Here is a 20,585-nt window from a genome sequence, read left to right as displayed (position 1 = left end):
GGATATCGTTTCTGGAGTTACACGCGTGGCTCCAGGGACAGCGCGAAGGCGATCTCACGATAACCATAAGGTAGGAGCAGTTGGATTCTATCTTCATAATTAAGGAGAAGCTCATGAAAAAATTAAATGTAAGTATTTTTGTAGTTGTTGCTGCTCTTGTGTCATTGATTGCAGCGGCAATTCTGCTCGGTCCGGGATGTGGTTCCAGCTCTGACAAAGGGCATTGGCAGCCGGGGAATAATACAACAGCTCCGCAAATAGAAGGGACCCCGCTCAACGCCGTATTTGGCCAGCGTTTTTTCAGCAAGGCCGATAACCGGACATACATCTATGATGGCAATCAATGGGTACCTCACGACAATACCGTCGACGATTATTATGCGAGTCAGAGCGCGAACACAACATCGTCTCTGCCTAACGTCAACAACAGGTCAATGACCCAGGACGAAGTCAGGAGCGCGCCTTGCGTGACAAGCGACGGAACAGGCGCGCATCCCAAACATGCCGGTTTCGCTTGCTCGATTTGTCACATGGTCGGCGGCATCTTATGCTTCAATCCGGCCGGACCGGCCACCGGCACCGGCACACCACCGTCCTTTGATGCGGCATCCAAGACTTGCTCGAACATTGCTTGCCATGGTGTTAAGGCCGGCACGTTCAGCTATTACATGCCCGGCAATGAAATGGACGCGGATGGATATCCGATACCTGAACTGAAGACGGCGCCTTATGGTGGAAATATCGTTGGGAATACGCCATCTTGGTATGCAACAGGTGTGGGCTGCACGGCTTGCCACGGTAATCCATCTTCCTATAATAATAATTACTACCCCTGGCATAGTGGCAACCACGCCAACAGTCAGAATCTCGGAGCTGGTCCTGGTCCCAATGATTGCGAGCTTTGCCATAACGACCCGACAAAACCGTATCCTAATTATGTGCCGATCGCTCTCAGTTCGGGTGGCCATGGTTACCAGATTAATTCAGCCGCAGCAGCACAGCATGCTAACGGAACCGCCACCGTATATGCAAAGTTCAAGACTCTATGTTTTGCCTGTCATTAAACAATGCAACACTGTTACACACAGTGTAATATGGTTTGTCTCAAGACGGCCCGGCATAATGCCGGGCCTTTCCTTTCCCGTGACGAGCAGCCGTTGCCGTATTCGATACAGGGACCATAGATTCAACAGACACGACCGTAGCTCCTGTTCCGCCCCCACAGGGAGCGCTTCAACCCGGAAACTCCCGACAACAAAGATGGCAGCGCTGCCGATATCGTCACATGTATCGCTCCATAAGGCGGCGCCTGTTGGCCTCCAAAGCGCTCAGGGCATCGCTATAATTCGGATTAATCCGCAATGCCTCCTGAAAATATTTTTCCGCATCGTGGAGTTTTTCTTGAGCCGCCAGCACTACTCCGAGATTATAATGTATTTGCGATGAAAACGGGTTCGTACGTAAGGCCTCCTGGTGTCAGTGCGGCAGGGACAATTTTCTGACGGCAGCTTCGAGGTTCCTGCGGACATGTTCATTTTGAGGGTTGAGCTGCAGCGCCCGGTTGAATTCGCGGATCGCCGCGTCGAACTGCCCGCTCTTCTGATAGGCAATGCCGAGGTTGTTATGGGCCTCGTCGTAGTCTGGAATGAGTTTCACCGTCAACTCGTATTCCCGGATGGCCTCCGGTACTTTCCCTTGAGCCAGGTAAACATTCCCCAGGTTGTAGCGGGCCATGACGTCGCCGGGAGAAAGCTTGAGCACAATCGTGTATTCTCTCTCGGCTTCGTCGAATAATCCCATTCGCTTATATATCACTCCAAGGTTGTTGTGCAGTTCAAAATCCGCCGGCGCCAGCGCCAGGGCGGCCAGCAGCTCTCGTTTTGCATCCTCCAGGCGTCCCTGCGTTCCGTAATACGTTCCGAGGTTCTGATGAGGCCGCACCCTCGCGGGACTTTTTCGGGCCGCGTCTTCCCAGAGCGCGGTTTCGCTGGCCCAAACCGTGTTTCTCAGCGAGGATGCAGTTGACAACGCAATGACGACCAGCGCGCACGCGCCGTACAGGAAGGAAGGTCGCAGCGAAAACATTTTTGCTGCGTAATGACCGAGCGAGACAACAGCCATGCTGATGCCGATCGATGGAAGATAAAGCCGGTATTCGGCCGCCAGCTCGCCCAGGGGGATGATGCTTGATTCAACCGACAGGGTGATGAAGAACCAGAGTATCCCGAAGGCCGCCAGCATGAGCTCCGGATGCCCGGGCTTCCTTTTCGAGACAACGTAGAGCCACAGCGCGGCGGCAATGAGGAGAAGCAGCAGCAGGAACGAAAATAGAACTGCGGGTGCAAAGAGCGAGGTATAAACCGGGACGTCGTGGTCGATGTTCTGCCCCAGAGGAATGAAGAGCAGCCTGAGGTAGAGCGCCACGACGCGGAACTGGGTCAGGAGATAGTGCCCCCGGGGGATGTTGCTCGAATCAGCCGCGGTAATGGTCCGCATGGTACTGTCCAGGTCATGCAGCGTGCCCTGCTGGATGAACACCAGCGCCGGGATGATCGCGAGGGTGGCTGCAAAGGGCGCAAGTCTCCTGATCCGGTCTCGCATGCTTCCCGGAAGGAAGGTTATATCGTACAGCGCCAGCATGAGCGGCAGGGTAATAGTGAACTCCTTGGTCAGCATTGCGGCGACGGCGGAAACGAGGGCGCCGCCATAGGCCGCCGTTCGCCATCGTCCGGCCGAAGACAGGCAGGAGCGGAGGTACAGAAGGAACGACAGAAGGTAGAAGAAGGCCGCCAGCGACGCAAAGCGCTGTGAAATATAGGTTACGGCCTGGGTCTGGATCGGGTGGCTCACGAAGAGCAGCGCGATGCTGCCCGCGAAGAAATCTTCGTGCTTAATCCTCTCGGCGGCTGCATCCGTGAAGCGGACTCTTTTCAGGGTGGTCCTGAGAATCAGGAAGACGAACATACCGTTCAGAAGGTGGATCGCCAGATTCACCGCGTGATAGCCGATCACGTCCAGGCCGTGCAGGTGATAGTTGACGGCAAACGTGAAATACCCCAGCATGCGGGTCATGAAGGCATAGCGTAATGCGGGGGGGACGGCCGTCGGGGTGCGCTCCGTAAGGCCGGTTACTTCCGATGGGGCAAAAAAATAGTGGAATGTCCTGATGATCGGGTTGTTGACGATATAGGCGTCGTCATCGAACTGAAAGGGGACCGTGAACGTGTTCGCGTACGCCAGGAACCCGACGAGGAAGATCAGCGCAGGTATAATGTGGGTTTTGCGAAACAGACGTATCATGGATTCGCACCTTTATGAGCTGAACGGTCAACGTTGAAATACAACTCCGGCTTGCTGTCGCCGGACATTGATAATGTATAATTATTTTCACAGGAGGAACAATCCCGCATGGCATTCGTGAACGATGTCCCTGCATAGTAAAGGCCTCACTGACCGTGGTTTCAGTGAGGCCTGCATGGCATGGGCGTGATCTAGATACTGCGAAACTAAGTTTCTGCCGGAACAACAGCGATCTATTTTAGCGGTGTAAACTGCTGGATCCGGCTGTTTGCCCTGTCCGCGACATACAGATCGCCGTCCGGATTGATGCAGAGCTGCGAGGGATACCGGAGCATTCCTTCCTTCCATCCCAAACTGAAAAGCCTCCGGCTTGTTCCGTCCTGGTTCACCGCGAGGACGCCGCCGCCGTTTTGATCGCTGATGAACAGGAGTCCCTTGTTATCTACTACAATGTTCGAGGCGAATTTCAAGTCGTCTTTCAATGTTGCGGTGATCGGCGCGAAAACCGCCGGGGCTTTGGCATTTGAATATACAATGGCGCTGACGCTGTCGATCAGGAAAATCGTCCCCTTCGCGTCCACGGCGAGGTCGGTGATGAAACCATACTCCTTCGGAAGGGAGATCTGCCGCTGAAACTTTCCATCGTCCCCGAAGACCATGATCCTTCCACCGCCGATGTCGAGCACATAGAGATTGTCATTGCCGTCAAGGCTTAAGCCGGCGGGAACAACCATGGCCACGGTCGGTCCGCTCGCCAGGTCAACGTAGTGCTGAAAGACCCCTTCCGCGGTGAGACGCGCGATCTTTCGCTGCCGCGCGTCGAGCACATACAGGTCTCCTTTCGTGTTCATCGCAACGCGCGCGGGATAGACCACCTGGGGAAGACGGATCTCCGTTCCTCCCCGGGGTTCGCCGTCGACGATCGAGTAGAGGACGAGCCTGCCGTTTCCGCTATCCGCGACCACCAGTCGATTTTTGCTGCAGGCGACGCCCTCCGGCTGGTTCAAACCGCCTCCCTTGTCGTCGGCATAGAGTGAACGGTCATGTTTAAATCGTATCTGCTGTTCCTCCCCGAAGGCGTGCATGGGCAGCAGGAGCAGAATCATCAATGCAGCGTATCGCATCACAGGGTTTCCTCGCATGGTTTCACCTCTTATATTCAGTATGGCATTGCGTGCAAAGTTCAGCTACGGTCCCGAAGGGCAGCATTTTTTTGAATTCCGTGCCGTGCGCCCGATGACAGCTCAGGCATTGCACGGTCAGGTTCTTGTTTCTCTTGTCGATCACCTTTTCACCGACCGGATGGGTCGAATGTTTCATATAGTCGTGGCAGGTCCCGCACAAATCCACCGGCGATGCCTGGATGAACAAATAGGTGTTGTCGGAGGCATGGGGGACATGGCACGACATGCACTGCCCGTCCTTTATCGGCTTATGCTTCGTCACCGACAGCTCCTGGCGTCGGATCGTGTCCGCATGGCAGCCGCCGCACAGCTGGACCGGCGCCTTTCTCAGGAGGCCCGCCTGCGGCGACGCGTGCGGATTATGACAATTAAGACAGCCGTCCTTTCCCAGCACCGGCCAATGGAGGCGGTTCTTGGATAACATGTCGTTGATCGAATTGTTGTGGCACCCCCTGCATAATTCAAAACCCGTTTTCTTCAACGCGATCGGGTTCGGAGCTGTCGGGCCTTCATGGCACAGGTTGCAGCTCTTGCTCGCGAAGGGCTTGTGGGCCGTGTCATAGATGAGCCCGGCACGGTTCGAGCCGTGCGCGCTGTGGCATATGGTGCACCGTGTGTTCGCCACGGGATAATTCATGTGCTGCTTGACGAAGAGGGGCTTCTTTGTATCATGGCACTCTTTGCACAGTTCCGGGACCTCGCTTTTCAGGAGGGAAGCCGCCTTCGTTGCAGCGTGCGGATTATGGCAGTTTATGCACCCTTTCTCCACCGGAGAGTGTTTGAACTTCAGCTGCTTGATCTCTTCGCCCTTGTCCTTGTGGCAATCGAAACACAGTTCGTTTCCCGCCTTGCGCAGGTTGTTCTTGTTGTCCGAAGCGTGCGGATCGTGGCACGAAACGCACTTGCCTTCAAGAGCGACCTTGTGGGTGCTGCGCGCGCCCTTCGGCATGATGCCGGCATGGCACGTCAGGCAGATCGTGCCCACTTCCGCCGAAAGCTGCTTCGGAAAATTTGACGCGTGGGGGCTGTGACAGGCGATACAGCCCGGGCTCTTCAGGGGGGTATGGACCGAGGGCTTTTTCAGCAGGTCCTCGAATTGGGGGTGGCACGTCAGGCAGACCTTTTGAGCGGCGCCCGGCTTCAGGTTGAATTTGCTCTCGATGGTTTCAGTGCCTGCTTTCTTTGCCTCCGCGGCCTTCACCGGTTTTGCCGTCTTCGCCGCATAAGCCTGGGGCGCGGGACCGGCGCATATTACCGACAGGGCCACTATGACGATACTGGTTCGAAGTTTCATACGTGCTCCTCTATTGTGTTTTTACGATGTGACATTCATCGCATGATCTGCCCGCAAAGGGGGCATGCACATGTTTCTTGAATAACTTCGGGTCCTTTGACGCATGGGGGTCATGGCAGCTTGTGCACTCCATAACGGCGGCGTCAATATTGATGTGGGCCTTCCTGAATGAAGCTGCCGTTGCTTCGTGGCATTGGAGGCAGAGCGACGGCACCGCGTCGGAGAGCAGCCTCCGCTGCGACGACAGGTGCGGCAGGTGGCAGGTCAGGCAGTCGCCCGCTGCGGGCTGGTGCTTGTTCTCCTTCTCTATCCGCTCCTTCAGGTCCTTGTGGCAGGCGAGGCAGATATCAGGCGACTGCGCCAACAACAGTTTGGCAAGCTTCGCCTGGTGGGGGCTGTGACACTTCGTACACATGCCGGTCTCAATGGGTTTATGCACATCCGCGGACGACTTGATCTGCTTCCCCATTGCCGCGTGGCAGGTAAGACAGAGGGACCCCTGGTCCTTGACGATCATACCCGCGTTGTCGCTGGCATGGGGGGAGTGGCAATCCAGGCAAAGGCCTTTCCCGAAGGGTTGATGGACGATATTGTCCTTTGACTCTTTCATAAGGTCGCCGTGGCACTGTCCGCAGAGTTTCGGCCCCGCAGGGGCTATGAGCATCTTCCCCTCTGATGAGCCGTGGCCGTCATGGCACGACTGGCACCGTCCTTCCCGCACAGGCGCATGGACGGTTTTTTTCGCAAATCCCGTCTCCGCGTCGTTGTGGCACGAGTAGCAGGTCTTGTCCATGCCGTTGCTGGACATGAGCGGGAAGTTCGAACCGTGCGGATTATGGCATGTGGTGCACATGGCCTCGGCGAAGGGCGAATGGACGTGCTTGGCTTTCTGCGCCTCCTTCACTTTCTCGTGACAGGTGAAGCAGATGTCGCTCGTCTTTGCCCTCAGCAACCGCTCGTTCTTTGCGGCATGGGGCAGATGACAGGACAGGCACCCTTGTTCGACAGCCGCATGGGGGAAGGCAACCCGTGCCCCTTTGTCCGCATGACAGTCGAAACAGAGCTTGTTGACGCTTTTATTCAGAAGCTTGGGGTTCTCCGAGGCGTGGGGATTATGACATTGGTCGCACATCCCGTCCTTAAAGGGCATGTGCTCCACCGTGCCGCCTGCCTTCAGGTCGTCGGACATATGACACTGGCCGCAGAGAGCGCCGATGGCGCCTTCCTTCACGCCGAAGGCCTTGTCGGTATTCGGCGCGTTATGGCACATGTCGCAGCTCGCGGTGACGACGGGGTTGTGCGCGCTCGTCTTCAGGAGCTTCGGCTGGTCCGAGGAGTGGGGATTATGGCAGGTTGTGCAGGTTTTCGTCTGCACGGGATACGTACCATGGGCCTTCCTGAACGCGGAATTGCCGCTGTCGTGGCAGGACAGGCAGAGGGGCGTCTCCGGCTTGACGAGGAGGTTCTTCTCGTCAGCGCTGTGGGAAGAGTGACAGGCGGCGCAGCCCTTTGTATTCAGGACCGCGTGCACTGTTTTCTTTTCATAGTCCTCTTTTTTGTGACATTGATAGCACAGATCCTTTCCCTCCACCTTCAACAGATGGTCCATCGGGGAGGCGTGCGGGTTGTGGCAGTCCGTGCATTTCCCCCCCTTCAGGGCCGTATGCACGATCGGCTTCATGCCCATCTTGTCCTTCGTGTGACAGGACTGGCAGAGCTCGTTCCCGACCTGCTTGAGGATCAGTCTGGCCACGAGGCCGTGGCGGAGATGGCAGCCCTCGCAATGTTTCTCCTTCACGACAGCATGAACATTTTTCATCCCGAGATACTTTTCCGAGAACTTGGTGTGGCAGTCCAGACAATCCTTGCGGGCGGATTGCTGCGCCGCCGTCCCGATCGCGGCATGCAGGAAAACGCACAGAAAAAAGACCGCTCCAAGGGCAAAGACGCGCTGTTTTATCGAAACGTTTTGCATCGTTATCTCCTGATCATAGTGTTCAAGATGTTATTTCCCTGTTTCCGAAAGATAGACCGTTACCTTGCTGGCCGATCTAAGCTTGGAAAACCAGTCATCCATCGCCTGGATGAACTTTTCCTGAAAGACCTTCTCCCGAAACTCCTCCTTGACCTCATCATAAGGCTGCTGCCTCGCGGGTATGATCGCCTCGATGGACAGAACGTAGAACCGGTCCTCGGACCCTTCATAGAGCAGGTACTCTCCCGCGTGGCTCCCTGAGACGGCCTTGGCCATGCCGGGGGGCAGGCTTCTCACGGACAGGATGCTTCCGTTCAGGGAGGAGAGGGGGTCGTCCTCGCTCTTGCCCGCGACTCCCTCCGCGTTGCTCCTCGCCCAGGCGAGGTCCGTGCCCTTTGCCAGCTTCGCGCGGACGGCCTCGGCAGCGCGCTTGCTCCCGAAGGCGATGCTGGACATCTTCACCATCTCCGGGTACTGAAATTCCAGCCTATGTTTCTCATAATACGCCTGCAGGTCAGGCTCCGTCACCTTAATGTCGGGGAGGACCACCCGTTCGACGAACAGCCCGAAGAGGGTTGAGTCCTTATACTGCTTGAACTCCTTCAGGTATTCCTCTCTCCTAGCGAGGTCCCGCTCCGACGTTTCTTTTGCTATTACGCGCAGCCCGATGAGCTCGGACAGGGTGTACTGTTTCATCTTGTTGATTTTTTTTGACTTGGCGGCCTCCTCCACTCCGTGCCAGAATTTCTGTTGAAGCGCCTGCGTAAGCTCGCCGACGGTGATCGGCTTTCCCCCCTTGAACTCGGCGACCACCCTCTCGTCCTCCAGCAGCCGCGGGAACTTATCGATGGACCCGTCGTAGTCCAGCTTGTCGAGGGTCCTTTTATTGATCTTCACGTATTTCGTTACGAGTGATGTCTTGAACTCCTCCCACGCCCGGGTCCTTTGCTCGGCCAGAACCGACCACTCCACCTGATCTCTTGTCTCGGCGTTCTCGGGATATCGCTTCTCCACGAGCTTGAGGACCGTGAATCCGCTGGTTTTATCGCCCTGCGCTTTGATGATGGGACTGACAGATCCGGTCTCCATCGCGGCAACCGCCGCCATGATGTGAGGGGCCAGATCCTTGGGTTTCACGAAACTTCCCTCCTGGACCCCTTTCGTTTTTCCATCGGCAATGGCCTTTTCCGCCATTTCCTCGTAGCTCTTTCCCGCCTTCAGCCCATCTGCCATGCTCTTGGCGTCGTCCTCGTTCTCAAAAAAAATCGATTTTATCTTCCATTCTACCATGGCGGCTTTATAGCGCTTCTCCACCTCGGCAGGGTCCGCTTTCACGTCCTTCGTGGCATCCTGCATCAGGAGCCTTGCGAGGGCCTGCGTCGAATAGTCCTCCACGGAGGCTTTGAATTCGGGCAGCTCGTCAAATCCGATCGCGGTCGATTCCTGTACGATGAGCCTCACGTTGATGAGCCGGTCCAGGACCTTCCCATAATCTAGCTTTCCTCCGCCCTGCTTCTTCGCAGGGTCCTGTTCTTCATGGGAGGCGACCAGCGCATTCGCGACGTCACCCATGGTGATCTGATCGCCGTTGACCGCGGCGAGGGGTATCCGTTCGAAGAGGGGCGAGAAAAGCGGCGCCCTCACCAAGACCTGGGGCCCCTCCGGTGCGGTCGTGCCGGTGCCGAGACTGGCAACCGCCGGCTTCGATCCCTCAAGGGCCGATGCCGTGCTCCCCGCAACCATACCCAACAATAAGAATAAACCCAGTACTCCGTACCTTGCTTTCATGTATTCCTTACCTCCTGATTAATGCGTCATTCCGTCATTCATTATGTTCCGGACAATGCCTTTGCCCTCAGCGATGCCTGCCTTCGCCTCATGGGAAGGGAGAATATTACCACACTCTGCTCAAAAACACCACACCTTGCACGTGCCCCTCATCGTTCAGGGGTATCGATCCATGCGTCATTCCGTCATCATGTCCCGGATAATGGTCTTTACCATCTGCGATGCCAGTTCTGCGACGTTGCTCACCCGGTTCCAGTCGAACACGAGCATGGCATCGTTGCCGCGATTGTAGCTCCACGACGACCAGGCCATTGACTTGCTTTTTCTGTTATAGACCTGCACTTCGAACTCCATATCTGGATTGCCTTCCTGGTAGTCGATGATCTTGCCCATAAGAATCAGGTCCATTTTCTGGTTGATAAAAAAACTTTCCGCATCGGCCCTGGCAATGCCGTCATTCATGATGATTCTGTAGTCCAGGAACTTCTGCCGGACCACGCCGGGTTCAAGGACATCAAAGGCCCCGTTCTTGACCAGCTGGCTCATGAACCGCAGCGCAAGGATCTCGCCGGCATTCGAGTTCTTGGTACTGTTGTAGAACGGCATGATAGCGACCTTGTAGGTCCGGTCGGGATCGATAAACGGCGTTTCAGAGGACTTCTTTGGTTTGAATACCTCCATGACCCAGCCCTTTTCCGCCGGGGGGGATATTCTATCCGCGTAGAATGCGGACAGGGAGTCCATGAGTTGCTTGATGGCCTTGTTCTGGAGGGGCCCGATTTGCCCTATCAACCCGCTTCCGAACAGACCGGGTGAATCGTCGCCGGACAATCCGATGCTCTCCATCCACAGGATGCGCGGCATCTCCCCGGTAGAAACGAGACGGCAGGTAAGCGAGATCTTCGGCACCTCGGAATCTTTATACTGGTCCACCGAGGCGATGAGTACTGCCTCCGTTCCCGTCTCTTCCCTCCACGCCCTGGCCGTGAGGATATCGACGCCGCCGGTATACCGTATGCGGTGACGCGTCATGAACTGCAGCATCGCTTCGTCGTCGAGTACGACGTCTCCCCGGCGGGCCAGCGCCTCAATGAGCGATTGACGGATCTCCTTCAGGGGCGCAGGTCTCCCGCTCAGATTTTTCACGGGAAATACGACGATACGGAGCTTTTGAGCGAGCACGATCAGCGGCCGCATCACCGGCTCTACCGGCAGGTGGTTGCCGTCCCCCTCCTGAAATGCGGTGATCGTCGCGGTCCCGACGGCCCTGACCGTCAACTGGTTGCCGCTGACGGTCGCAATGGTCGGATCGGAGCTTTCGTAGTCAACAGCAAGGCCGCTGGGCAGCACGGCGGGGAGCTCGAAGGGTCCGGTCCCCAGGGTTTTGACCCCAAGGACAGGTAATTTTATCTTTTGGGACGCCTTGGCTATGGACATTGTGCCTGACGCACTTCCCTCATAGTTGGGGTTCTGGACCGCGGCAATCACTTCGTATTGTCCCGCCTTGACGGGGGCAACCGGATTTCCATCGTAGGTGATGTGCACGCTGAGGCCGGCGGGTGAGGTCATGCTTGCAGCCGGTTTTGGCGTTCCATCATACCTGTGCTCCAGACCGTTCAGCGTGATCAGCGGAGGGGCCTTTTTCACGATGAATGTCCGCCCCACCGGTTCCGCTTCAAGGTGGTTGTTGTCCCCGGCCTGGGAAGCCGTGATGGTCGCGGTCCCGGCTCCCACGATCGTCACGCGTGAGCCGGTCACGATCGCAACAGCGGGACCCGAGCTTTCATAAGCGGGGATGAGACCGCTGGACACCTCGGAAAAAAGATAGAACGGCCTGTCGCCGTAGGTCATCGTGATCAGGGGATCGAACGTGATCCTCTGGGCGGCCTTCGCGATGGTCATCGTCCCGGTGGCGGTCCCCTCGTAGTTGTCTTCCCGGACAGTGGCTGCGACCGAGTAGCTTCCGGCATTGACCGGCGGTTTATCACTTCCATCGTAGGTGAACGTCACGGAAAGTCTGGCCGGTCTGGTCTCGCTCGCCGCTGATTTCGGCTTCCCGTCATAGATGTGCTTCAGAGCGCCCAGCGTTACGTTTGCGGGGGCCTTCCGCACCGTCAAGACCTGCTTCACCGGGGCTGCTGCCAGATAATTGCCGTCCCCTGACTGAAACACCGTTATCGTCGTTGTACCAACACCCCTGATCGTCACCTGGTTGCCGTTCACCGTTGCGACATCGTCATTCGAACTTTCACAAGCAACGGTCAGGCCGCTGGACGCCGCGGCTTCAAGAGAGAACGGGACCTTATTGTAAGGCCTTGCCTCAAGGGCGGGAAACGTTATCGTTTGAGCGGCCCGCTTCACCGCCAGCTTCCGCTTTTTCGGCGCCGCCGCAAGGTGGTTGTCGTCTCCCGGCTGCGACGCAATGAGTTCCGATGAGCCCGCGCTGATGATATGGACATGGTTTTCGACGACAATGGCCACTGACGGGTCCGAACTTTCGTAGAACACGGGAAGTCCCGAACTCGCCCTTGCCCCGGGAGAAAAGTCGGCGTCGCCGTAGGTAACGGTGAGCGGGGCATCGAAGGCGATCTTCTGGCCGGCCTTCGCAATGGTCAGCGTTGCGAAGGCGCTGCCCTCGTAGTTGGCGTCTTGTACCGTGCCGACGACCGCGTAGCTGCCCGCCTTCGCGGGCGCCGTTGCATTATTGTCGTAGAGGAACACAACGTTCAGGTTTTTTGGGTCCGTCCTGGCCCCGACTTGCTTCTGTGTGGCGTCATAGGTCTGATCGAGACCAATGAGGGAGACTTCGGCTTTGGCCTTATGCACCGTCAGCGCCTGCATCACCGGTTTTGCGGCAAGGTAGTTGCCATCTCCATCCTGATAGGCAGTGATCTCGGCAGTTCCAGCCCCCGCAATTCTCACCTGGTTGCCGCTGATAATCGCGACAGACGGATTGGAGCTCCCGTAGCTCGCGGTAAGGCCGCTCGACACCGTGGAGGCAAGGACGAACGTCCCGTCGCCGTAGGTGCGTGTTGTGAGAGCATCGAACGCTATCGTCTGACCCGCCTTCGCAATGTTCAGCGTTGCCGTGGCGCTACCCTCGTAGTTGGCGTCTTGTACCGTGCCGATGACCGTGTAGCTGCCCGCCTTCGCGGGCGCCGTTGCCTTGTTGTCGTAGGTCAGGGTAACGCTCAGACCTTCAGGCTTGGTCCTGGCCCCGGCCTGCTTCTGAGCGCCGTCATAGGTCTGATCGAGACCGATGAGGGAGACTTCGGCTTTGGCCTTGTTCACCGTCAGCGCCTGCGTTACCGGTTTTGCCGCGAGATAGTTGTCGTCTCCCGGCTGCGATGTAGTGAGCGTCGATGCGCCTGCGCCGACGATATGGACCTGGTTTCCGATGACAACGGCAACCGAGGGGTCCGAGCTTTCGTAGAACACGGGAAGGCCCGAACTCGCCAATGCCTTGGGAGAAAAATCAACGACACCGTAGGTCACGGTGACCGGGGCATCGAACGCTATCGTCTGGGGAGCCTTCGCAATGTTCAGCGTTGCCGTGGCGCTTCCCTCGTAGTTGGTGTCCCGAACCGTGCCGATGACCGCGTAGCTGCCCGCCTTCGCGGGCGCCGTTGCCTTCTTGTCGTAGGTCAGGGTGACGCTCAGGCCTTCAGGCTCGGTCCTGGCCCCGGCCTGCTTCTGTGCGCCGTCATAGGTCTGATCGAGACCGATGAGGGAGACTTCGGCTTTGGCCTTGTTCACCGTCAGCGCCTGCGTTACCGGCTTTGCCGCGAGATAGTTGTCGTCTCCCGGCTGCGACGCAATGAGCGTCGATGCGCCGGCGCGGATGATATGGACCTGGTTTCCGACGACAACGGCCACCGAGGGGTCCGAGCTTTCGTAGACCACGGGAAGGCCCGAACTCGCCAATGCCTTGGGAGAAAAATCAAGGACGCCGTAGGTCACGGTGGTTGGGGCATCGAACGCAATTGTCTGTTCCGCCTTCGCAATGGTCAGTATCCGCTGCATTGGTTTCGCAGGAAGGTAGTTGCCGTCCCCCCCCTGAAAAGCGGTGATCACGGTCGATCCCGCGCCCGTGATCGTCACCTTATTGCCGCTGATGACCGAGACAGCGGGATTGGAGCTTGCGTAGGTTGTCGTGAGGCCGCTGGACGAGGTGGAAACCAGATCGAACGGCGCATCGCCGTATGTCCGCGCGGTCGGGGCATTGAAGGCGATCTTCTGAGGCGCCTTCGCTATGATCATGCCGGCCTCGGCGCTTCCCTCGTAGTTGGCGTCCCGGACCGTGGCTGTCACCGTGTATCGTCCGGCATTGACGGGCGCCGAGGCATTCCCGTCGTAGGCGATGCCCACGACCAGGCCTTTCGGGTTCGTCGAGGCCTTGACGGATTTCGGCGCGCCGTCGTAGGTTCGAGCGAGACGGCTCAGGGTGACTTTGGCTTTGGCCTTGTTCACCGTCAGAGCCCGCGTTACCGGCTCCGCCGCATGGTAGTTCCTGTTTCCGCGCTGATAGGCAGTGATCTCTGTCGTTCCGACGCCCGTGATCGTCACCTTGTTGCCTCTGACGGTTGCGACAGCGGCATTGGAGCTTGTGTAGGTGACGCGGAGGCCGCTGGAAACCGTGGCGGCAAGAAAGAACGGCGTCTTGCTGTAGGGCCGTGTCTCAAGCGGGTCAAACGTTATCGCCTGAGGGGCCCTGGCAATGGTCATGCCTGCCCTGGCGCTTCCCTCGTGGATCTTAGCGAGAGGACTCAGGGTGACTTTCGCCGGGGCCTTGCGCAGGGTCTCGACCGCGTAAGCGGGTTGCAGGGAGGCCGCATGCCCGACGAGGCAGAGGGCGCAGGCAACGACGAGCAACCGCTCTTTATTGAAGAAGTTTATTGATGACATCCTTAATTGCCTTTGTCGTAACAACGTTCATCGGTTCGCCGCCTCCGCCGAAAAGGCGTTCAAAAAAACCGATGCCGCCTTTCGTGGATGACACGGAGCTGACGACCTTCCCGGTATCGACTTCCGTCAGCAGCATGCTTATCGATATGACATTCGCGGTAGCTGAGCCCGCTCTCACGTCACCATATTCCTTAATCATTCCGGTTAGAATCCCCTGGACCTTCAGCGCCTTTCCGAGCTTTATGACCTCTTCGTTCGTGGGCAGGGAGGGATTCAAGATCCCGACCATGGAGACCTGCCGGGCGACCTCTCCGGTCGGGATCACGTACACGCGACCGTCGGCAAGGAGCATGGTTATTAACACATCCCGCACCCGTTCCGCCGCCATCTGGTCCCTCGACAGGTTCACCAAAGGCATGACGGCAACGGTATAGATCGATCCTATGTCCATTTTCTGGTCCCGATACACCTCCAGAGACTGGGATTTGCAGCCGGCCGCGGTGATGATAACAGCCAGCAGTACGGTCACGCAAAGAAGGTTCCCGCCATTTTTGTAGTTCTTCATTTTTTTCTCCAATGTTCGCCTATGAGATCCGTTTTTTCGCGCAGGCATCCTCAAAAGGTCATTTTAAAATTGGCGTTCAGGGCAGTCGATTCCTGAGTATTCAGCGGAGAATCAATGGTCGCGATTGTGTATGCGACTTCGAGAAAGGCACTCGCGTTTATCTTCCATCGTGCCGACGGACCGTAATTGCGCGTCCTCGTCCTCGCCTCGGACTCGACATAATCGGCGTAATTGAACCGCAGTTCGAGAGCGCCTCCGGTGCGCTGGGCCGACCACGATCCGCTGAAGACGGTGGAGGTGATTCCTTCCTTGCCCTTCTCCTCAATTCTCTGGATCGAACTGAAAAGATAGAGGCTGCCGAGCGGGTTATAGGCGAGGCTTGCGAGCATGCTCTGTCTTCTCGATACCGCGACGCCGGCAGGCACAAGGCTTGCGTCGCTTCCCCACTGTACCGCTTCCGACCAGTCATAATTTAAATTTACGGTCATTGTCCTGTGGGGAACCATGTTGGTGCCGAATGAAACCAGGGAGCTCTCAGTGTGTACGATCGCCTCATCCGACTTCGATGAAACAAGGGTCTCTATGCCGCCCAGATAGGCGTTGATTCCCGGATAGACCTCGGCGGTGTTGGTCAGCGACAGGCTTCCCGAGTCCTTCACAATATGTTTGTCAACAAAATCCTCCCGTTTTCCGGACAGCACGGCAATGTGGCTCAGCTTCGGGAGGGACGCCCACGAGGCTGTAAGGGAGGCTGCGTAATCATAGGTGGTCGACGAACCCTCGCCCACAGCATTATCGTCCTGGCGCATGATCCTGGCGTTGCCGGTAAGCACCCTGTTGAACTTCTCGTTCGCAATAAGGGCATTGGTGAGCGTGCTCGCGCGGCGCAAAGGCTGTCCTGTCTGATCAGCAGTCCTCTCCACATAATAGAGGTCGTACAAGAGCGCATACCGGTCGCTCCTGATGATATTCACTTTCGTGTTCACGTCCAGGGACGCTGAGTTCAGCGCTGTTTTGTTCGCGGTCCCGGCGGTCAGCGAGACGGCCTGGTCATTGAAGGCCTGGAGCTCGGTGATGAAAATATTGCTTACATCCACGCCCGGCGGCGGGACGACTGCCACGGACAGCGGCCTCGTCACTGCCATGATGTACCGGGTGCTTACGCCGGCGAAGGAGAGCTCGAACCGGTTGTCGAACGCGCCGAAATCCGCGGGAAAGACCGTCTGATGGAGGCTCCAAGTCTGGTTGTCCTGGCTGACATAGATTTCCCAGACAAAGGAATTGGCCGCATCGGCCGGAACCTGCCGGTCAACCCAGACGAACAGGGTGCTGACTGCGAGAGGGAGCCCGAAGTCCAGTCCCGCGTTCCTTTTTTTGATATCGCCCCCCAGGGAGGGGGTCTGTCCTATGTTCATACCGCTGCTTGCGGTGAAATTGCCGTCGATCAGCGCAGGAGTTGAGTTCAGGACGCCGATGTTCGGCTGGTCATTAATGGCTGAGAGCCCGGCCAGGGGGAAGATCTGCGTCTGGACCACCGCCCCCGTGCCGGCCCTGGTATACTGCACATCCTGACGGGTAAGATTGTAATTGGTTGCGAAAGACATTCTATCCTTGAAAAACCGGTCTGCATAACCTGCTCGCGCGCTTTGGCTCAGCACGCGCGTTTCGATCCGCGCTATATGTTGTTCGTTGTCCTCGTAGGAGGTATTGTAAGAGAGCTGTACACTTCTGACCGGCCGGTACATCGTATTCAGGGAAAACAGCCGATTCTCCTGGTCGATCGATGCGCGGTCCGCGTCATACCGCTTCTGTCCGCTGTAGATGAGGTCCACCGTGGGAAGTCCCTCAGGCCTGAGCCCCAGGAAGGCGCTGTTCGTCTCACGGAAGGTCCTGAATGAACTTCCCCCTGACTCCACCTTTTCATCCCGCTCGTCGTAGCCGGCCCCGAAAACGACAAAGGGATTTGCGAGCGTGATGCCGGCCGAGGGCATCAAGACAGTGGAATGCTGCCTGCTCGTGAAGCCGTCCAGGTCACTGTTTACGGCCTGCTTTTCCAGACGCACTCCAGCCCGCAGAAAGACCTGCGGATAGATCGAATTATGGTAGTCAAGTTTATACCGCTGTAAAAAATAGGTCGATTTGGTGACCGACGTCAGCCCCTCGGACGTAACATTGTTTGTCCTGCCGATCTGTTCGAACAATTCCGCGGACCCCGTGAAGACGTCCGCATATGCCGTCCCCTGCAGGAGAAGCAGGTTGAACAGCATGAATACAATAAAATAATGTTCATTGTTCCGGCCCATGGTCTATCGCTGCCCCATGACCGCCACCCACGCCGGGCGCCCGCCGGTATCGATTTCCGCAACGATCTTTTTACTCATCAGGCTGATGGACAGAAGTGTGTTCTTTTCAACGCTGACAACGAAGAGATTGTTCGTTTCGCTGTCGATGGTCATGTCCGCGATGTCGCTCACGGCCGGGATGTAATCGATCGGGATGAGGGAGAAGGGCTCATACACCTCAATCCGCGAGTCCCCGCCCCGGTAGACGTACAGAAGATCGGTAAGGGTATCGGTCTTGATAACGCTGATCCCATGGCCGACAAACACCCTTTTGACAACAGAAAGAGAGGAGGGATCGATGACCGAGAGATAGGGGCTCCCCTCATAGACCACGTAGAGCCGGTCGCCTTTGCGGTTGAACTGGCCCATCAAGGGGCCGGGCTCCGTGGAGATCGTCGCGACGATGGCGCTGTTGGCGATGTCGATGACCGAAATGGTATCTGAACGGCTGTTGAACACGTAGCACCGCTCCCCGGTCCGGCTGACCAGGAGCCGGCGGGGCCCCTCTCCCACCGGGACCCTGTTGAGTTCGATCGCCGAGGCAGGATCGATGATGCTGACAGTGCGGGAGCGGGCGTTCAGGCTCAGCAGGCGCTTTCCGTCGGGAGTCAGCGCCAGCTCGCGGGGCCCGTCGCCGGTCCTCAGGTTCACTCTGTTGATGAACGTTCCATCCGTGATATCGATCACCTCGATGGCGTCATCCTCCCCGAGGGAGAGATATGCCAGCCGGCCCTTCTGGTCCAGGGCAATGGCCTCGGGCACCCTGCCCGTGGCGATGATCGCCGCGACCTGTCCTGCCTTTTTGTCGAAGACGGTGACGGTGTTGTCGCCCCCGTTAACAGTGAACCCCGCCAGGCCGCTCACCGGCATGCCGGGGATGAAGAGGGAGAACTGCGGAGTGAAGCTGAATCCCTTTTGGACGGACCCCTCGTACCGGAACGACAGAGACAGGACAACAACCTTCTTGCGGCCGATTTCAAAGGAGAGGGGGATCCTCACCGGCGCTTCGGGTACGAGAAGGGCCGCCTCTCCTTCCTCACCCCGGAGCGCGGCTTTTACGACCCCGTACGATAGTCCGCTATACTGCCCCGGAGGCACGCGGCCCGCGGCAAGAAACCGTTGTCTTCGCACGTCGTTGCCCTGGATATCGGACATGGCAAGGAGGAGGGGAAATTCCGTGCCGTCGCCGGCCACGAGGGAGAGACGGTCGATCGTGAACTTCAAATTCGCCGCCGCCTGGGGAAGAGGCTCAAGGTATACGGAAACTTCGCCCTCATCCTCGAGCAATGGCTTTACCGTTGACGGAAGCGCAGCGCAGCCTGATGTCAGCAGAGAAGCAAACACGATGATTATGAGCGCTTTCACTATTGCTTTCCCCTAATCTGAATGTGCCGGAACAAAATTCGTTGAACGGCCAAGGCGTCCCCGATGGAATCATTCGAGGACAGGCTCAGGTCGCAAAGGTTTTAAAAAAAAACTTAGGAATAACGAGGATCTTGCAAAAGTCTAAACAACATCAATCTGTCATTTCGACCAACGGGAGAAATCTTTGTTTCTATTACAGTTAAAGATTCCTCACTTTGTTCGGAGTGACACGAAAGGGGACTTGTGCAAGAGGCGCTAACTATAAAGATTTTCCTTGCGTCCTGGCCCGCGTCTTCGCGGAAACATGTTTAAAGAGCACATCGAAAAAACAATAAACCATGATCACATGCCCCTGTAGTTTCCGTTATGGCATTTATTGCAGAGGGCGTCCTGGTTCAGGGCGAATTTTCCCGCGGGTTTGTCATAATACGGCCGCGTTGCTTCGGCTTCCGTTCGTCCCTGCCCGTAGGGCTGATACGCTTGTCCCTCCTGAGAATAATATCCGTTATAAACGATGTAGTCGGTCCCGGTGTTCCACTTCGTCATGTGGTCCCACCCTGATGCGTGCGCCCGGTGGCAGGTAAGACACATCACCTGGGAGGTCGTTCCGTTGGGACCGACGAGCACCGAATCATCGGTCTTTGCATGGGCCTTGAGGGTTGAATAGTCCGTTGTTCCCTCTTCGAAGGGAACGAGCGAAAGATAGGAAGTTGCCCACGATCCCGAGAGATCGCCGGTCTTGACATATTTGGCGTAGTTGTCCGCCTTCACGGCGCCGAGCTTTGCCGTGGAGCCCGCGATGTGGTGGCCCGTCATTCCTCCGCCTTGCATGTTGGGGTGGCAGTTTATGCACCACTCCGACATCCCGGCCCCATAAGCAACGCGGGTCTGCGTTGCTGCCTCCGACCGGTTGGGCTGGTCCGGCGCCACGGCGGCGGGCGGGTCGTTCACAAAGGCCAGACCGCCGATCAGTGACTTGGGCCGATAGTTCTGTCCGCCCAGCATCCGGTAAACACCGACTGACATGCCGCTGTCGGGATCGCGGCTGGAAGCGAAGGAGCCTGAATCGGCGATAGGACGCCCTGTCGTCGTTATTGAGCCGTCCAGATTCCGCCGGTATTTTCCATGGGGATCATGGCAGCTGATGCAGCCAAGGCTATTCGCGGGATAGGTGCCGCCCGGGGCAGTGGTATTTGTGCTGTCGGCATCGTACATATAATCAGCTGCCACGATATTGTGCCCGTGCCGCTCTCCATAGCTATAGGCCGTGGCTGAAGTTGGGTTTGAAACCCACGAGAATGTCTTATTAAGCCATCCGAAATCTCCAGCCGGAGTGAGCTGCTTCGGGGGTATGCCCGGCAGGAGTTCATTGACCGGCGTGCTGACATGGTACGTCGTGGGGCCGGGATCTCCCGCGTGCTCGTGGCAGGACAGGCAGGTGGAGCTGGGGTCCTGCTGTCTCAGGAGATAGGCGGGCGCAAGCGGATTGATCTGCATGCCGTCGACGGAGTTATGCATACTGTGACAACCTTCGCACGGACCGACGCCTCCCGCGTGAAAAGCGGCTGAGCCGCCTTCCATTGCGATAACAAAGGCCATAGGCAGCAAACTCGCCAAGATAATCTTGAGAATTTTCATATAATAATTTCAAAGACACTGATATGCAGCTGGTTGGATATCCCGTCAGCAATCTCTCATAACTTAACGATAGGTGAATATATTATCACAAACATACCCTAAATTACAATATTTTACTCTATCGCTGCTAAACAGGGATCGTGATCAATCGGGCTGATAACGTGAAAACCATATCCATAGTGGTGATCGATCGAACAGCAGGTGTCCTCATCGGTTTGGTACTTATCCG

The 20,585-nt window shown here is 57.1% G+C and carries 11 protein-coding genes; 1 reads left to right on the top strand and 10 read right to left on the bottom strand.

Annotated features, from left to right (window positions below; translation table 11 throughout):
• Nucleotides 1-113: 113 nt before the first annotated feature.
• On the top strand, nt 114-1,064 hold the full coding sequence (locus M0R70_09830) for a cytochrome C (protein MCK9419665.1): 951 nt from the start codon (nt 114-116) through the stop codon (nt 1,062-1,064).
• Between the two features lie 412 nt (nt 1,065-1,476).
• Here the strand turns inward: M0R70_09830 and M0R70_09825 are convergent, their stop codons facing one another.
• The 10 genes from M0R70_09825 to M0R70_09780 all read right to left on the bottom strand — a co-directional run bounded on the left by M0R70_09825 (nt 1,477) and on the right by M0R70_09780 (nt 20,236).
• Nucleotides 1,477-3,300, bottom strand: a complete 1,824-nt coding sequence (locus tag M0R70_09825) for a tetratricopeptide repeat protein (protein ID MCK9419664.1) — start codon at nt 3,298-3,300, stop codon at nt 1,477-1,479.
• 233 nt (nt 3,301-3,533) lie between these two features.
• Nucleotides 3,534-4,424, bottom strand: coding sequence for an NHL repeat-containing protein (locus M0R70_09820; protein ID MCK9419663.1), 891 nt, complete (start codon nt 4,422-4,424; stop codon nt 3,534-3,536).
• A gap of 22 nt (nt 4,425-4,446) precedes the next feature.
• Nucleotides 4,447-5,778, bottom strand: coding sequence for a cytochrome C (locus tag M0R70_09815; GenBank protein ID MCK9419662.1), 1,332 nt, complete (start codon nt 5,776-5,778; stop codon nt 4,447-4,449).
• A gap of 10 nt (nt 5,779-5,788) precedes the next feature.
• Nucleotides 5,789-7,753, bottom strand: a complete 1,965-nt coding sequence (locus tag M0R70_09810) for a cytochrome C (GenBank protein MCK9419661.1) — start codon at nt 7,751-7,753, stop codon at nt 5,789-5,791.
• A 30-nt stretch (nt 7,754-7,783) separates the two neighbouring features.
• Nucleotides 7,784-9,541, bottom strand: coding sequence for a peptidyl-prolyl cis-trans isomerase (locus M0R70_09805; protein ID MCK9419660.1), 1,758 nt, complete (start codon nt 9,539-9,541; stop codon nt 7,784-7,786).
• 177 nt (nt 9,542-9,718) lie between these two features.
• A complete protein-coding gene (locus tag M0R70_09800; protein ID MCK9419659.1) occupies nt 9,719-14,446 on the bottom strand; it encodes an MBG domain-containing protein in 4,728 nt (1,575 codons plus the stop codon).
• Nucleotides 14,421-15,011 (bottom strand): penicillin-binding protein activator LpoB, encoded by a 591-nt coding sequence (locus M0R70_09795; GenBank protein MCK9419658.1) that lies wholly within the window; start codon nt 15,009-15,011, stop codon nt 14,421-14,423. Before M0R70_09795 ends, M0R70_09800 begins: the two co-directional genes overlap by 26 nt.
• Nucleotides 15,012-15,061: 50 nt before the next feature.
• On the bottom strand, nt 15,062-17,314 hold the full coding sequence (locus tag M0R70_09790) for a hypothetical protein (GenBank protein ID MCK9419657.1): 2,253 nt from the start codon (nt 17,312-17,314) through the stop codon (nt 15,062-15,064).
• 3 nt (nt 17,315-17,317) lie between these two features.
• The gene (locus M0R70_09785) at nt 17,318-18,718 is read right to left on the bottom strand and encodes a beta-propeller fold lactonase family protein (GenBank protein ID MCK9419656.1); all 1,401 of its coding nucleotides are present in this window, start codon (nt 18,716-18,718) and stop codon (nt 17,318-17,320) included.
• Between the two features lie 342 nt (nt 18,719-19,060).
• Nucleotides 19,061-20,236, bottom strand: coding sequence for a cytochrome C (locus tag M0R70_09780; protein MCK9419655.1), 1,176 nt, complete (start codon nt 20,234-20,236; stop codon nt 19,061-19,063).
• Nucleotides 20,237-20,585: the final 349 nt, after the last annotated feature.

Source organism: Nitrospirota bacterium (assembly GCA_023229435.1).
In the GTDB taxonomy this organism is placed as follows: domain Bacteria; phylum Nitrospirota; class UBA9217; order UBA9217; family UBA9217; genus JALNZF01.
Note: the sequence above shows the minus strand (reverse complement) of the source record. Positions and strands in the feature narration are given on the sequence as shown.

Excerpts from the sequence above, each read along its gene's own strand:
- M0R70_09810 (MCK9419661.1), bottom strand. The coding sequence starts at position 7,753 with ATGCAAAACGTTTCGATAAAACAGCGCGTCTTTGCCCTTGGAGCGGTC.
- M0R70_09830 (MCK9419665.1), top strand. The coding sequence starts at position 114 with ATGAAAAAATTAAATGTAAGTATTTTTGTAGTTGTTGCTGCTCTTGTG.
- M0R70_09825 (MCK9419664.1), bottom strand. The coding sequence starts at position 3,300 with ATGATACGTCTGTTTCGCAAAACCCACATTATACCTGCGCTGATCTTC.
- M0R70_09820 (MCK9419663.1), bottom strand. The coding sequence starts at position 4,424 with ATGCGATACGCTGCATTGATGATTCTGCTCCTGCTGCCCATGCACGCC.
- M0R70_09800 (MCK9419659.1), bottom strand. The coding sequence starts at position 14,446 with ATGTCATCAATAAACTTCTTCAATAAAGAGCGGTTGCTCGTCGTTGCC.
- M0R70_09815 (MCK9419662.1), bottom strand. The coding sequence starts at position 5,778 with ATGAAACTTCGAACCAGTATCGTCATAGTGGCCCTGTCGGTAATATGC.
- M0R70_09805 (MCK9419660.1), bottom strand. The coding sequence starts at position 9,541 with ATGAAAGCAAGGTACGGAGTACTGGGTTTATTCTTATTGTTGGGTATG.
- M0R70_09790 (MCK9419657.1), bottom strand. The coding sequence starts at position 17,314 with ATGGGCCGGAACAATGAACATTATTTTATTGTATTCATGCTGTTCAAC.
- M0R70_09795 (MCK9419658.1), bottom strand. The coding sequence starts at position 15,011 with ATGAAGAACTACAAAAATGGCGGGAACCTTCTTTGCGTGACCGTACTG.
- M0R70_09780 (MCK9419655.1), bottom strand. The coding sequence starts at position 20,236 with ATGCATAACTCCGTCGACGGCATGCAGATCAATCCGCTTGCGCCCGCC.